This window comes from Flavobacterium maritimum, from assembly GCF_040049085.1.
GTDB lineage: Bacteria > Bacteroidota > Bacteroidia > Flavobacteriales > Flavobacteriaceae > Flavobacterium > Flavobacterium maritimum.
The window spans coordinates 340,243-356,034 of sequence record NZ_JBDLZY010000003.1 but is presented as its reverse complement, the minus strand read 5'-3'; the positions used below and the strand labels follow the sequence as shown (position 1 = coordinate 356,034).

General features: G+C 35.5%; 15 protein-coding genes. 8 read left to right on the top strand and 7 right to left on the bottom strand.

Going from position 1 to position 15,792, the window contains the following annotated elements; translation table 11 throughout:
- Window positions 1-7: 7 nt before the first annotated feature.
- Window positions 8-814, bottom strand: a complete 807-nt coding sequence (locus tag ABEB23_RS08845; RefSeq protein ID WP_348812205.1) for a glycogen/starch synthase — start codon at window positions 812-814, stop codon at window positions 8-10.
- 78 nt (window positions 815-892) lie between these two features.
- On the opposite strand from ABEB23_RS08845, the gene panC reads away from it, so the two are divergent.
- The 8 genes from panC to ABEB23_RS08805 all read left to right on the top strand — a co-directional run bounded on the left by panC (window position 893) and on the right by ABEB23_RS08805 (window position 8,024).
- Window positions 893-1,771: a pantoate--beta-alanine ligase gene (panC, locus tag ABEB23_RS08840; RefSeq protein ID WP_348812204.1), complete on the top strand. Its 879-nt coding sequence runs from the start codon at window positions 893-895 to the stop codon at window positions 1,769-1,771.
- A gap of 14 nt (window positions 1,772-1,785) precedes the next feature.
- On the top strand, window positions 1,786-2,136 hold the full coding sequence (gene panD / locus ABEB23_RS08835; RefSeq protein ID WP_348812203.1) for an aspartate 1-decarboxylase: 351 nt from the start codon (window positions 1,786-1,788) through the stop codon (window positions 2,134-2,136).
- 197 nt (window positions 2,137-2,333) lie between these two features.
- Window positions 2,334-3,482 carry an alpha/beta hydrolase gene (locus tag ABEB23_RS08830; RefSeq protein WP_348812201.1) on the top strand — a complete coding sequence of 383 codons (1,149 nt, stop codon included), beginning with the start codon at window positions 2,334-2,336 and terminating at the stop codon, window positions 3,480-3,482.
- The gene (gene radA / locus ABEB23_RS08825; RefSeq protein ID WP_348812200.1) at window positions 3,482-4,843 is read left to right on the top strand and encodes a DNA repair protein RadA; all 1,362 of its coding nucleotides are present in this window, start codon (window positions 3,482-3,484) and stop codon (window positions 4,841-4,843) included. Before ABEB23_RS08830 ends, radA begins: the two co-directional genes overlap by 1 nt.
- A gap of 182 nt (window positions 4,844-5,025) precedes the next feature.
- Window positions 5,026-6,669: a carboxylesterase/lipase family protein gene (locus ABEB23_RS08820; protein ID WP_348812198.1), complete on the top strand. Its 1,644-nt coding sequence runs from the start codon at window positions 5,026-5,028 to the stop codon at window positions 6,667-6,669.
- Window positions 6,670-6,861: 192 nt separating this feature from the next.
- Entirely contained in the window at window positions 6,862-7,272 is a 411-nt protein-coding gene (locus tag ABEB23_RS08815; protein WP_348812197.1) for a hypothetical protein, read from the top strand.
- A gap of 71 nt (window positions 7,273-7,343) precedes the next feature.
- Entirely contained in the window at window positions 7,344-7,754 is a 411-nt protein-coding gene (locus ABEB23_RS08810; RefSeq protein WP_348812196.1) for a hypothetical protein, read from the top strand.
- Window positions 7,755-7,829: 75 nt separating this feature from the next.
- Window positions 7,830-8,024 (top strand): hypothetical protein, encoded by a 195-nt coding sequence (locus ABEB23_RS08805; protein ID WP_348812195.1) that lies wholly within the window; start codon window positions 7,830-7,832, stop codon window positions 8,022-8,024.
- A 60-nt stretch (window positions 8,025-8,084) separates the two neighbouring features.
- On the opposite strand, the gene ABEB23_RS08800 is transcribed toward ABEB23_RS08805, so the two are convergent.
- The 6 genes from ABEB23_RS08800 to ABEB23_RS08775 form a co-directional block, all read right to left on the bottom strand.
- Complete coding sequence (locus ABEB23_RS08800) at window positions 8,085-8,687, bottom strand: lipoprotein signal peptidase (protein ID WP_348812194.1); 603 nt, start codon at window positions 8,685-8,687, stop codon at window positions 8,085-8,087.
- An 84-nt stretch (window positions 8,688-8,771) separates the two neighbouring features.
- Window positions 8,772-9,152 carry a TraR/DksA family transcriptional regulator gene (locus ABEB23_RS08795; protein ID WP_348812193.1) on the bottom strand — a complete coding sequence of 127 codons (381 nt, stop codon included), beginning with the start codon at window positions 9,150-9,152 and terminating at the stop codon, window positions 8,772-8,774.
- Between the two features lie 7 nt (window positions 9,153-9,159).
- Window positions 9,160-12,561 (bottom strand): isoleucine--tRNA ligase, encoded by a 3,402-nt coding sequence (ileS, locus tag ABEB23_RS08790; protein WP_348812191.1) that lies wholly within the window; start codon window positions 12,559-12,561, stop codon window positions 9,160-9,162.
- Window positions 12,562-12,729: 168 nt separating this feature from the next.
- Window positions 12,730-13,455 carry a LytR/AlgR family response regulator transcription factor gene (locus ABEB23_RS08785; protein WP_348812190.1) on the bottom strand — a complete coding sequence of 242 codons (726 nt, stop codon included), beginning with the start codon at window positions 13,453-13,455 and terminating at the stop codon, window positions 12,730-12,732.
- Between the two features lie 68 nt (window positions 13,456-13,523).
- Entirely contained in the window at window positions 13,524-14,558 is a 1,035-nt protein-coding gene (locus ABEB23_RS08780) for a sensor histidine kinase (RefSeq protein WP_348812189.1), read from the bottom strand.
- Window positions 14,559-14,570: 12 nt separating this feature from the next.
- A complete protein-coding gene (locus tag ABEB23_RS08775) occupies window positions 14,571-15,791 on the bottom strand; it encodes an ABC transporter permease (RefSeq protein ID WP_348812188.1) in 1,221 nt (406 codons plus the stop codon).
- Window position 15,792: the final 1 nt, after the last annotated feature.

The window sequence follows — 15,792 nt, the reverse complement described above, 5'->3', positions numbered from 1 at the left end:
GTTTAATTTATAGAACTGCCGTTTTGTAGAAATTAGTATACGCTTCAGCAAATTTATCTTTCGGGACGAAAGGTAAAAAAGGTTTTCCTGAAGATTCTATAAATTTTGTTAAACTTGGTGACAGATTATCAGAAGCAATAATCACAGCATCAGAATGTTTTACTGTCGTTTTTATTATATTCTCATAATTTGGGGTTTCTAAATCAGAAATAGCGCCAAACGGAATGTCATCAAATTTAACTTTATTGATCATCTCTGGATCTAAAGTACCGTCGAAAGACTGACTATAAACTGATGTAACGATTTTTGTTTCAGAAAATAATGCTTCGTTTTTATAAAAATGCTTCATGTAAACAGGCAACATTGCTGCCAGCCAACCATGAACATGAATAATATCTGGAACCCAATTCAATTTCTTAACAGTCTCCACCACTCCTTTGGCAAAGAAAATAGCACGCTCATCATTATCAGGATACATCACACCTTCTTCATCGGCAAACGTAGCTTTTCGCTTGAAATATTCATCATTGTCAATAAAATAAACTTGAATCCTTTCTTTGGGAATAGAAGCCACTTTAATAATTAATGGCATATCCAAGTCGTTTACTACCAAATTCATCCCCGAAAGTCTAATTACTTCATGTAATTGGTGTCTTCTCTCGTTAATATTTCCATATCTTGGCATGAAAATTCTTATCTGTCCTCCCTGATCATTTATCATTTTCGGCACGTCGTAAGACATTAAAGAGACCTCATTTTCAGCGAGATAAGGAACCACTTCAGATGATACATATAATATCCTCTTATCTTTCATATTGTAATTTACTTAATTTATTGGCAATAAAAACCATGCAAAATTACAAAAATTTATGCAGTTATTAACTAAAATATTATGTTTGCACTTAATTTTAATAATACCACCATGCACATTTTCTACGGAAAAGCACCTTTAGCAGCCTATTTAAGATCTATCAAAACAGCAAATTCAACTATTGGGTTTGTACCAACTATGGGCGCTTTACATCAAGGACATCTCGCCCTGATGAAAAAATCATTGATTGAGAATGACTTTACCGTGGTGAGTATTTTTGTAAATCCGACCCAGTTCAACAATCCGGAGGACCTTGCAAAATACCCGAGAACAATCGAAGAGGACATCAAAAAAATGACCGCTTTGAACCCCGAAATTATCTTATACGCACCAACAGTGGAAGATATTTATGAAGGACAAATTATTTCACAATCCTTTGATTTCGACGGATTGGAAAACCAAATGGAAGGCAAATTCAGGCCAGGTCATTTTAACGGTGTTGGTACTATTGTGAAACGTCTTTTCGAAATTATCGAACCTACTAATGCCTATTTTGGCGAAAAAGACTTTCAACAATTACAGATTGTAAAAAAAATGGTCGAAAAAACCAATCTAAAAGTAAATGTAATAGGATGCCCTATTTTTAGAGAACCCAACAACCTTGCCATGAGCTCCAGAAATGAGCGTTTGTCTCCACAAGAAAGAGAAGAAGCTGCCATAATCTACAAAATATTAAACGGAGCGAAAGAAAAGTTCCAAACAAACAGCGCATATTCTGTCTCAGAATGGGTTCAAAAGTCGTTTGAAAACAACCCCCATTTTTCATTAGAATATTTTGTAATCGCTGATGAAGCAACACTTTTACCAAGCTTTAGAAAAAATAAAAATAAAAAATACCGCGCTTTTATCGCTGTTTTTGTCAACAACATTCGTTTAATTGACACCATTTCATTAAATTAATTTACCTTTGTAGCATGCAAATTCAAGTCGTAAAATCAAAAATTCACCGAGTAAAAGTAACGGGAGCCGATTTAAATTATATCGGAAGTATTACTATTGACGAAACATTATTGGAAGCTTCTAATATTATCGAAGGTGAAAAAGTATCTATTGTAAACATCAACAATGGCGAGCGTTTTGAAACCTATGCCATCAAAGGTGAAAAAAACTCTGGAATCATTACCCTGAATGGTCCTGCCGCCAGAAAAGTTCAAAAAGATGATATAATTATCATTATTTCCTATGCAACTTTAGATTTCGAAGAAGCCAAGACCTTCAAACCTTGGATTATTTTTCCAAATGAGGAAGACAATTCTTTGACTTAAGCCTTTAAATCGAATTCTTAATTACTCTTTCACAACCTGCTTGCGGGGAGGAATTCTATTGGCTATAACAATTAAAGATGTTTTATACATTATACTAGAGCGATCCGTTTTAAACTATTGCCCTTCATTAAAAGCAAATAAAGTATTATATTGCTACTCCATTCAGTTAGAGTATTATTTCTAAAAACGCCCAAATAATGAAACATACATTTCTATTATTACTCTTTAGCCTTTCTGTTTTCTCACAAAAAACTACAGAATCTTTTCAATCCAACAAATTAGGCGAAAAGCGCGAAATCACAATTGGTCTCCCTCCTTCTTATGAAAAAAATACAGGTAAAAAATACCCTATATTAATCCTACTGGACGGTGATTACTTATTTGACCCTTTTTACGGCGCTTTAAATTATGGCGCCTATTGGGATGATTTACCGGAAACTATCATTATTGGAATTAGTCAAAACAAAAATGACGAACGGACAAGCGACTGCGATTATGATGATGAAAGCGGTCTTCCAGCGGGCAAAGGAGCTCGTTTTTTTGAATTTATCGGAGGCGAACTACTTCCCTACATAGAAAAAAAATATAGAACTGCTCCATTTCGAATTATTGCCGGACACGATACTACCGCAGGATATCTAAATTATTTTCTATTTAAAGAATCGCCCCTTTTTAATGCTTATATCTCTATGAGTCCCGAACTTGCACCAGAAATGGAGGTTCGAATACCAGAAAAACTAGCAGAATTCAAGCAACCTATTTTTTATTATCTCTCCTCTGCAGATGGAGATATTAAAAAAATGCGCGAAAGGGTACAAAACCTAGACTCAAACATCAAACCTGTAACAAACCCATCACTCAATTACCAATACGATCTGTTTAAAGGAGCCTCCCATTATTCCCTGGTACTGCACTCCATACCAAATGCATTGTATCAATTTTTTGATTCTTACAAACCTATATCTTCATCAGAATTTGCCGAAAAAATCGTAATCCTTCCATCAGGCTATGTTGATTACCTAAGCACTAAATATGAAATTTTATCCAAAAATCTAGGTTTAAATGTTCCTGTTCGCGTAAACGATTTTAAAGCAATCGAAGCGGCCATTCTAAAAAACAAAGCCTATGACGAATTGGAAAAATTAGCAGTAATTGCCAATGAAAACTACCCTAAATCAATGTTGGGCGAATACGAACTTGGTCTTATGTATGAAAAAATAGGGGATTCAAAAAGAGCCGCAAAAAGATATCAAAACGCATCACAAATGGAAGAGATTGGTGATTTAACCAAAGGCATGATGATGGAAAAATACGAGGATATGCAAAGCTTAACCCCAAAAAAATAATGTCAAAAGTAAAAACCTCCTTTTTTTGCCAGAACTGTGGCACACAATATGCCAAATGGCAAGGACAGTGTAATTCTTGCAAAGAATGGAACACTATTGCTGAGGAAATCATCCAAAAACAGGAAAAATCTGCTTGGAAAAGCGATTCTGCTTCCAATACAAAAGCACCAAAACCATTACGAATAAATGAAATTGATTCTACTCAGGAAATTCGATTGGACACCACTGACACAGAACTCAACCGTGTTCTTGGTGGCGGTATGGTACCCGGCTCCCTTACTCTATTAGGAGGTGAACCCGGCATTGGAAAAAGTACACTTTTACTTCAAATTTCATTAAAATTACCATACAAAACCTTGTATGTTTCGGGAGAAGAGAGCCAAAAACAGATAAAAATGCGTGCTGAAAGAATTACGCCAAATGGAGACAATTGCTACATTCTTACTGAAACCAAAACGCAAAATATTTTCAAACAAATAGAAGCTATCGAACCCGAAATTGTAATAATCGATTCGATTCAAACACTTCACACCGACTATATAGAATCCACTCCCGGAAGTATTTCACAAATACGGGAAACCACAGCAGAACTTATAAAATTTGCCAAAGAAACAAATATTCCAGTGATTCTCATTGGTCATATCACCAAAGACGGAACTATTGCCGGGCCAAAAATCCTGGAACACATGGTTGATACCGTTTTGCAATTTGAAGGCGACAGGAATCATGTATACCGTATTTTACGCTCCTTAAAAAATCGTTTTGGATCTACTGCAGAGATAGGAATTTATGAAATGCTCGGAAATGGATTGCGCGAAGTTTCAAATCCTTCCGAAATATTAATTTCACATAAAGACGAAGAGCTATCAGGTACCGCCATTGCTTCGACATTGGAAGGCATGCGCCCTTTAATGTTAGAAATTCAGGCCCTAGTCAGCACCGCAGTATATGGAACCCCGCAGCGAAGCACCACAGGATACAATGCGAAAAGACTCAATATGATTTTGGCGGTTTTAGAAAAAAGAGCCGGTTTTCGTTTGGGAGCCAAGGATGTTTTTCTCAATATAACAGGTGGAATTTCTGTTGATGATCCCGCGATAGACCTGGCTGTGGTAGCTGCCATCCTATCTTCCAATGAGGATATTCCCGTCAATAAAGATTTTTGTTTTGCAGGAGAAGTTGGGCTTTCTGGAGAAATACGACCAGTTAACCGGGTAGACCAACGTATTCAGGAAGCCGAAAAACTAGGATTTTCAACCATTTTTGTTTCAAAATACAATAAAATTTCGTTGAAAAACACCGGAATTAAAATTAGATTGGTTGCAAAAATTGAAGACGTCGCAGGCGAATTATTCGGATAAAAAAATCTTCATTTTGTCGCTAAAGAAAAATCTCAAAAACATTCACAGTTATTTGAATCACAATAAAATATAAAAAATAAACATAAAATTGTTTTATTTTGTTTTTGCTTGTAACTATTGTTCTACTATGTAAACAAATAACATAATAAGAATATAATTACACCCTATAACTTTTATAAATTATGAGTCTAAAAACAAAATGTATCGGGATACTACTGTTAACAGTACCTTTCTTTTCCCAGGCACAGCAAGCCGAAAATAAAAATGCTTTTCCCGTTCAAGTAACAATTACAAATGGGACTATCGAAGGAGAATTCGATATCAAAACGAACATTCAGAGTTTTAAAGGAATTCCATTCGCGCAACCTCCAGTAGGAAACCTTCGTTGGAAAGCTCCACAACCCCTTACCAACTGGTCTGGCGTAAAACAAACCAAAAAATTTGGACCAAGACCCATTCAATCAAATGTTTTTGGTGATATGGGTTTTAGAAGCGACGGCATCAGCGAAGACTGTCTATATCTAAACGTTTGGACACCAGCTAAATCCGCCAATGACAAACTACCTGTCCTAGTCTATTTCTACGGTGGTGGTTTTGCAGCAGGAGACGGTTCAGAACCTCGCTATGATGGTGAAAATATGGCCAAAAAAGGTATTGTAACCTTAACAGTGAACTATCGATTAGGAATTTGGGGATTTTTCTCCCATCCCGAATTAACAAAAGAATCCCCTAATAAAGCTTCTGGAAATTACGGTTTATTGGATCAAAATGCTGCCTTAAAATGGGTACAGGCAAATATTTCAAAATTCGGAGGTGATTCCAAACGGGTCACCATAGCAGGAGAATCAGCAGGTTCTATAGCGGTAAGTGCACAAATGGCATCTCCCTTATCAAAAGATCTTATTGCAGGAGCTATAGGTGAAAGCGGCGGTTCCATCTTTCCAACTTTATCTCCGGTACCATTGGCAGAAGCCGAAAAAACAGGCCAAGAATTTACTCAAAAAATTGGTGCGACATCATTAAAAGACCTCAGAGGAATGTCTACTTTAGAATTGTATCAAAAATCAGAAGGGACTAGCTTGGGTGTTTTCAAAACAACTATTGATGGTTATTTTTTACCGAAGTCTTTACCAGAAACTTTTGAATCCAAAGAACAAGCTATGATTCCTTTGTTATTAGGATGGAACTCTGAAGAAATGACCTATAGAGCATTAACGATGGGAAAAGACCTAAATAACGAGATATACATTCAAAAAGTTAAAGAACTATATGGAGACAAAGCAGAACAGGTCCTAAAATTGTATCCGGCAGGTTCTCCTGAAGTAACGGAACAATCAGCAACTGACTTGACAGGGGATCGATTTATAGCCTACAGCACTTGGAAATGGTTTGATTTACATAGAAAAAACAGCACACAACCTGTTTATCGATATTATTATACACACCCAAGACCAGAACTGCGCGACAACAGCCTTGAAGCCGGTCTTGCTGGTGGTGTCATCAAAAAAAACTCAAATACTCCAAAAACGCCTAAACCGAAAGGTGCGGTCCATTCAGCTGAAATAGAATATGCAATGGGAAACTTAGCGGGAAATAAAGATTATGCATGGACAGAAGAGGACTATACCGTTTCAGAAACAATGATGAACTACTTTGCCAACTTTATAAAAACAGGTAATCCAAACGGTGACAAACTTCCAGTGTGGCCTGCATCAAAAAATGAAGAGAAGCCAGAAATTATGATTATTAATCTAAAATCAAATTCACAAAGAGCTGAAAATGATGGCCGCTATTTGTTTTTAGACAAAGAATACACCAAAAAATAATTCTTCCTTTACATTATATAAAAGAGGATGCTTCAAAAGTAGCGCCCTCTTTTTTTTATTTTTAAAACTGAAACACAAATAGTTAACTTTTAAAAAACTCAAATCTCATCCAATAAAAAATAATATTTCAATAACAAGATTCATAATTTTGTTGTAAATTTATGTGTTGTTTTTTCATTTAAAGTTCAGAAAATGAAACCCTCACACCAAACAATGACCCATTTCTATGAGCACTTAGGAAAAGTGTTCTATTGCCTTGCGGCCATAGATAAAACAGTCCGTCAAGAAGAAGTGGAACTTCTCAAACAAATTATAAAAACAGACTGGCTTCCACTTGAAAATTCTTTTAATGAATTTGGCGATGATACTGCCTACCAAATTGAAATTGCCTTTGACTGGCTTGTAGCCAATAAATGGGATTCCTCATCTGTTCTAGCTGATTTTGAAATTTTCAGAAAAGAACATAAAAGTCTGTTCACAGCTGAGACTAACAACCTCATTTTAAAAACCGCGAATACCATTGCGATTTCTTTCGCGGGAAAAAACAAAGCGGAGCATGTCTTCGTGAGTCGACTCGGCGATATTTTGCTCCATGACGATTAAATCAATTAAATACTTCTCCAAATCAAAAAACTGTTTCAAAATATTCCACTTTAACATAAAAAATTGAAAACATGAAAAGACAAACTGGCATTTGGATAGACACCTCAAAAGCAATAATTGTTGCCCTTGACGGTGATACAGAAAAAATTACCGAAATAGATTCTGATGTTGAAAACAGTGTTTACCACAACAAAGAAGGTAACAAAGGAACCTTTTCGGAAGGTCATCATGGCAATAGCGACAAAAAATTTGACGATCGAAAAAAACAGGAACTTGATTTCTTCCTAAAATCGGTACTGTCTTATGTTAAAAAATCAGACGAACTCTTTGTTTTTGGCCCGGCTGAGACCAAAATAGAACTGGAAAAAAAAATATCCACTGAAAACCTGATTGAACCAGGCAAACTAAAATCAGTTGAAACAGCAGACAAAATGACCATAAATGAGATTGTAAGCAAGGTTAGAAGATTCTACAACCCATAAATCACAATGAATAAACAGGATGCCTCTTTTTAATTTTGAATTCGTATTTTCGCATTTAGAAAACCTACGAAAATTATGAAATTATTTAAAGCTCCCAAATTTACAGCCCAGATTTTAATTATTCTATTTGCTGTTTCATTATCAAACTGCAGTGTTCGAGTTGGAACACATAAATCAACTGCCAAAACGAAACAGGTTCCTCCTGGACAGGCTAAGAAAATGACCGGAGACAAGAGCGCCAAAAAATACGCTCCCGGACAAAACAAATAAATAAAAAAAGACCTATTCAAAACAGAATAGGTCTTTTTTTATTTTCATCTAATAGTAATTCTAATGCTTATGAAACGCTCTTTTATTGAAAACAATCAATATCCCTACACCCGTTGAAATGGCAACGTCAGCAATATTAAAAATAGCGTTAAAAAAAGTAAAAGGTCTGCCTCCAATAAAAGGCACCCATTCCGGCATTGGATAATCTTTTACAAACGGAAAGTAAAACATGTCAACAACTTGTCCATGAAACCAGGTACCATATGGGTTTTCAGAAAACAAAGTTGCAACTTGATACTGACTGTCGTCAAAAATCACACCGTAAAAAACAGAATCTATTATATTTCCAAAAGCACCTGCAAGGATTAAAGCAATGGCTACTATTAAGTAATTTGAACTGTGTTTTCTTTTAACAGAATCCCACAACCAATAACCAATTCCTCCAACTGCTGCCAATCGGAAAAGAGTTAGGAATAATTTTCCGTATGTTCCGGGAATTTTAGTTCCCCAAGCCATTCCTTCATTTTCAATAAAAAGAATCTTAAACCAATTGAATACTTCGACTTCTTCGCCTAAAATAAAATTTGTTTTGATATATATTTTGGATACTTGATCGACAAATAATATTATAAAAATAAGGAGATACGCTTTTCGTAATGACATTTTCTAAAATTTAATGGGCAAAAGTAACAATTAAATCAAAAAAAACGCTCCCAACGGAGCGTTAATTATTATGTAACAAAGTGATTATCGTTGCAAGTTTTTCGCCTCAATGCTCATTGTAGCGTGAGGAACTATTTTCAACCTCTCTTTACCGATTAATTTACCTGTCACCTTACATATTCCATAAGTTTTATTTTCTACACGGAAAAGCGCGTTTTTTAAATCACGAATGAATTTTTCCTGACGAATGGCTAATTGCGAATTCGCTTCTTTTGACATCGTTTCGCTTCCTTCTTCAAAAGCTTTAAAAGTAGGTGAAGTGTCATCCGTTCCATTATTCAAATCATTCATGTAAGCACTTTTTATTAAATCTAAATCTTCTTGTGCTTTTTGAATTTTTTTAAGGATTATCTCTTTAAACTCTGCCAAATCAGCGTCAGAGTATCTTGTTATTTCATCTACCATAACTAAATTATTTAGTGATTGTTATTCTCGTTTTTATTTCGTCAAACTCAATTTCTGTTCCTTCTACTATATTTTCTTCAAAAACCAATGTCTCTGTAAGTGTTTCTGATTTAATGTATGATTCATTGTTCTTTACTGCTTCCTGTAATACTTCATTCTTCTGCAAATGAACTTTGATTTTATCAGTAACTTCAAATCCTGAATCTTTACGGATATTCTGAATTCTGTTTACCAATTCTCTCGCAATACCCTCTTGCTTCAACTCAGGGCTTATGGTGATATCCAGCGCTACCGTAATTCCGTTTGAGTTAGCAACCAACCATCCTTCAATATCCTGTGATGTAATTTCTACATCTTCTAATGTTAAAGTTACGTTATTTCCAGCAATAACAATAGCTAAGCTGCCCTCTCTGTCCAATTGATTGATTTGCTCTTTCGATAAAGACTGTATCTCTTTGGAAATCAAGCTCATATCCTTTCCGAATCGAGGTCCAAGAGCCTTAAAATTTGGCTTAATCTGCTTTACCAAAACTCCTGAAGCATCATCCAAAAGCACAATTTCTTTCACATTTACCTCTGCTTTTATCAGGTCAGAAACGGCCTCAATTTCAGATCGCTGATTGTCGTCAAGTACCGGAATCATTACCTTTTGCAAAGGTTGACGCACTTTTATCATCTCCTTTTTTCGCAGTGATAAAACCAGTGAAGAGATGGTCTGCGCTTTCTGCATTTTACTCTCCAACGATTTATTAACAAAGTTTTCAACGTATTTAGGAAACTCCGCCAAATGTACACTATCATACTTTTCTGACTGTGTTGCTTGGGTTAAATCTCTGTAAAGCTTATCCATAAAGAATGGTGCAATAGGAGCACCCAATTTACTAATACTCAACAAACAAGTATATAAAGTTTGGTAAGCTGCGATTTTATCTTGCGCGTATTCACCTTTCCAGAAACGTCTTCTACACAAACGAACATACCAGTTACTCAAATTTTCCTGTAAGAAATCGGATATTGCACGAGCTGCTTTGGTAGGCTCATAATCTGCATAATAACTATCAACATCTTTTATCAGGGTATTCAATTCCGAGATAATCCATTGATCAATTTCTGGTCTTTCATTCAAAGGAATTTCGGCCTCTTCGTATTTGAATCCGTCAATATTCGCATACAAACTAAAGAATGAATATGTATTGTATAATGTTCCAAAGAATTTACGACGAACCTCAGCAATTCCCTCCAAATCAAATTTCAGGTTATCCCAAGGATTTGCATTCGAAATCATGTACCAGCGTGTTGCATCCGGACCGTATTCAGCTAAAGTCTCAAAAGGATCAGCCGCATTGCCTAAACGTTTAGACATTTTCTGTCCATTTTTGTCTAAAACCAATCCATTAGAAACTACATTCTTATAAGCAACTTTATCGAAAACCAAAGTTCCAATCGCATGTAAAGTATAAAACCAACCTCTAGTCTGATCTACTCCTTCAGCGATGAAATCTGCCGGAAAATCTTTGTTTTCGTCAATTTTATCTTTGTTTTCAAAAGGATAATGCCATTGCGCATAAGGCATCGCTCCCGAATCAAACCAAACGTCAATCAAATCAGCCTCACGTTTCATAGGTTTTCCTGAAGCAGAAACCAAAGTGATTTCATCAACTACATTTTTATGCAGGTCAATCAAATCATAATTGCTTTCGGTCATATTTCCAATTTCAAAACCTGCAAAAGGATTTGCAGACTGAAAACCTGCCGCTATAGATTTCTCAATTTCATTAAATAACTCTTCCACCGAACCAATTAGAACTTCTTCTTGCTTGTCCTCGGTTCTCCAGATTGGCAATGGAATTCCCCAATATCTTGAACGAGACAAGTTCCAGTCATTGGCATTTTTCAACCAATTCCCAAAACGACCTTCACCGGTTGCTTTAGGCTTCCAATTTATTGTTTCATTCAAGTCAAACATTCTGTCTCTGACCTCCGTAATTTTTATAAACCAAGAATCTAAAGGGTAGTATAAAATAGGCTTATCTGTTCTCCAACAATGTGGGTAACTATGCACATATTTCTCTACTTTAAATGCTTTATTCTCTTCTTTTAATCGAATGGCAATCTCCACATCAATAGAACGTTCTGGAACTTCACCTTCGTTGTAATATTCGTTTTTAACGTACTTTCCACCATATTCACCCATATGCGAAGTGAATCTCCCTTGTAAATCTACCAATGGAACTGGAGTCCCATTTTCGTCCAGAACTAACATAGGAGGAACCTCTGGAGTAGCTTCTTTGGCCACTTTCGCATCATCCGCTCCAAATGTTGGTGCTGTATGCACGATACCTGTTCCATCTTCTGTGGTAACGAAATCACCTGAAATTACTCTAAAAGCATTTTCAGGATTTTGATATGGTAATGCAAAAGGCAACAATTGTTCGTATCGAATACCAACTAAATCAGCTCCTTTACATTCCGTCAAGATTTGGTACGGTACTTTCTTGTCTCCCGCTTTGAAATTCTCAAAATCGGCAGCCTCTGTACTTGGAAAAAATCCTTTCCCGAATTGCTTTCCAACTAAATTTTTAGCCAAAATTACATTAGACGGAAGAAACGTATATTGATTAAAGGTTTTAACTAAAACATAATCGATTTTTGGACCAACGGTTAATGCCGTATTACTTGGCAAAGTCCAAGGAGTAGTCGTCCAAGCTAAAATTTGAACATCTCCAAACCCTTGAAGAAAACTCGGCAATGTATCATTTTTGGCTTTGAATTGCGCAACGACAGTCGTGTCTGTAACATCTCTGTAACTCCCCGGCTGGTTTACTTCATGCGAACTCAATCCAGTTCCTGCTTTTGGTGAATACGGTTGAATAGTGTATCCTTTGTACATCAAATCCTTGTTATAGATTTGTTTTAAAAGCCACCAAACCGATTCCATATATTTAGGTTTGTAAGTCACATATGGATCTTCCATATCTACCCAGTAGCCCATTTTTTCAGTCAAATCATTCCACACATCCGTATAACGCATCACTGTTTTTTTACAAGCTTCGTTATATTCTTCAATGGAGATTGTTTTCCCAATATCTTCTTTTGTAATTCCCAATTCTTTTTCGGTACCTAATTCCACAGGCAGACCGTGGGTATCCCAACCAGCCTTACGCTTTACCTGAAATCCCTTTTGAGTTTTATATCTACAAAAAATATCTTTAATCGCGCGCGCCATTACGTGGTGAATTCCCGGCAATCCATTTGCCGAAGGCGGTCCTTCAAAAAACACGAATGGTTGATTCCCTTCGCGAGTGGTTACACTTTTCTCAAATATATTTTCTTTCTTCCAAAAATCAAGAACTTCTGATGCCGTAGCTGGCAAGTCAAGTCCTTTGTATTCAGTAAACTTTGCACTCATTTTATACTTTTCTAAATCGAGGTGCGAAAGTAAGGAATTTTGACCAAAAGAAAGAAAAGAAGACAAAAAATAGACAAAATTGAGTCGATAATCAGATAAAATGATTCCCTGAAATTAAAAAACATACAGAAAAGGCATAATCTGCTCCAAAAATGAGTAGAAAAGGAGTTATTCCAGCGAGTTTTTAGTAATAAAATCCAAAAACCTAGGTTTGTATTGATCAGAAACTGTTATCCTTTGATTATTAATAAGTATCTGACTACGTTCAATCGCTTCAATACTATCTAAAGAAACAATAAAGGAACGATGCACACGCATAAATTTATCAGCAGGAAGTTCTTCTTCAAGTGTTTTCAAGCTCATTAAAGTCAGAATAGGCTTTGGATTATTTTTCAACCAGATTTTGATATAATCTTTTAATCCTTCAAAGTATAAAACGTCCTTTAAATTAATTTTTATCTGTTTATAATCTGATTTCACAAAAATAAAATCAATAGTTCCGGATGTTGTTTTTTCTTGACTTTTGACTAACTCAAACCATTCTTTAGCTTTGGTGGCAGCCGTCAAAAATTCGGAATAATCAAATGGTTTTAACAAATAATCCAATGCTTCAACCTTAAATCCCTCAATGGCATATTGATCAAATGCTGTAGTAAAAATAATTCGCGTTGATTTCGGAATAACTTTAGCCAATTGCAAACCTGTTAAATCAGGCATTTGTATATCCAGAAAAATCAAATCTACCTTTTCTTCATTCAAATAAAACAATGCTTCCAATCCACTATTGCATTTTTTAACCAGATGTAAAAAAGGCGTTTTAAGCACATAATTTTCAACTAAATTAAGCGCCATCGGTTCATCATCAACTATTAGACAAGTTATTTTTTCCGACATTTCTGTTATATTCTAAGATTAGCTTTAGACAATTGTAAACTTACTTAATTATCTGAAAATTACTGTATTTATAATTTTATATTGAGATTCACAACAAACTTCCCATTCAGTATCTTTTCTGAAAAAGAGTGGTTTTCAGGATACAATAAAACCAACCTCTTTTCCAAATTGTCCAAGCCTATTCCGGAGCCGCTTTTATCAGTTTCGGTTTTTGGAAAATTATGATTTTCACTATAAAAAAATACATTGTTGTCTTTTACCGTCATTTTAAAAATTATATCGGTACTTGTATCAGCAGAAACACCGTGCTTAAAAGCATTTTCTATAAGGGAAATAAACAATAAAGGAGCAATTTGTAAGTCGTCCTTTAAATCTGGAAATTCATAATGCACTTTTGTATTTGGGGTTAGCCGAAGTTTCATTAACTCAATATAATTGGTCAGGAAACTAATCTCCTTTTTTAAACTAACTTTCTCATTATTGGTCTCATATAACAAATAACGCATCAATTTTCCCAAACTATGAATTGTTTGCTTTGCCATTTCCGGTGAAATATCCACTAATGAGTAAATATTATTCAAGGAATTAAAAAAGAAATGCGGTTGCAACTGGTATTTTAAATGTTGTAGCTCTGATTGGAGTTTTATATTGGCCGCTTCTTTCCGTTCAGTTTCTGTCTTAATCCAACGCTCCGTTGTTTTTAAAGCAACCGAAAAAACAACAGGAACAATAAAGGAAACAATATCAATATAGATAAATAATTTTTTGGGTGGCTTGTGTAAATCTGCTTTTTCATTATTAAATGGTTCTAAAAAAAAAGCATCTTTAATTTCAGTATTCATCCAAATAAAAACCGCAATTACACAAACATTTATAATAACATAGAAGCCTGTTTTTTTAGGAAAAAGAAAACTGTCAATCAGTACAAAATAATTGGTATAAAAAAGAATAGCGTACAAAAACAAGGGAATCCAGGAAAAAAAAATAACATTCTTAACCTCTTGATTCTGTCCCGATGATAACAAATACGGAAGGCTGAATAATACTAACCAAGCCATTAAATGGAAAAATACTGTTGCCGATTTACTTTTTACAAAATTCATTTTCAACTGTTTTTATTCATAACGCAAAGCCGTAATTGGATCTAAAGCTGACGCCTTTTGGGCGGGATACCATCCAAAAAATATTCCGGTAATCGCACACACTACAAATGATATGACAATAGAGTAAGACGTTACCGATGTAGGCCAACTCAAAACTTTCTCAATAAACAAGGTAGCTCCAAGTCCCAAAGATACACCAATTAACCCTCCGGTAATACTTATCATCATCGCTTCAATAAGAAATTGCATCAAAATATCGGAGCCTTTTCCTCCAACTGCCATTCTCAATCCTATTTCGCGAGTACGTTCTTTTACCGAAACATACATAATATTCATAATCCCGATTCCACCAACTAATAAAGAAATACTGGCTATAGCCACTAATAACACCGTAAGCATCTCGCTGGTAGAACTAAATGTGGAGATCATTTCTTCCATAGAAAATACATTAAAATCATCTTCTTGCTCTTCAGTAATTTTATGACGTTCTCTAAGTATTTTTGTAATTTCTTCTACGGCACTTGGGGCTTTATCTTCACTTACAGAAGATGCCACCACGGATTGTATATAATCTATAGCTAGAATTCGTTTTTGAACCGTAGTATAGGGTGCTAAAATAACATCATCTTGATCTTGCCCAAAAGTACTTTCTCCCTTTTTCGCCAAAACACCTATAATTTTAAAAGGAATACTATTAAAGCGCACCATTTTCCCTACCGGATCTTCACCATTTTTAAACAAATTCTTGGCTACTGTTTGTCCGATTACCGCAACTTTGGAAGCCGATTTTATTTCAGCATCTGTAAAAATACCTCCATTTTGAACTTCCCAAACTTTTATTGTTAAGTATTCTGGAGTAATCCCATAAATCGATGTGGGCCAGTTATTAGCCCCATAAATTGACTGTCCGTTACCCTCCACCATTGGTGAGACTGCTGAAAGTAACTTTGTTTCCTTTTGGATTGCCCTATAATCCGCCAATGTTAAGGATTTCATGGCGCTGGGATCCATTCGCACACCACCACGCATGTCGGCACCAGGACGAACTGTAATCATATTGGAACCCATGCTTGAAATTTGCGCTTTAATACTTTCTTTCGAGCCTTCGCCAATGGCCAGCATCGCAATTACAGAAGCGACACCGATGATTATACCGAGCATCGTTAAAAAAGTTCTCATTTTGTTAAGCACAATGGCTTTCCAGGCTATTTTAAATAAATTTAGAATTCTCATG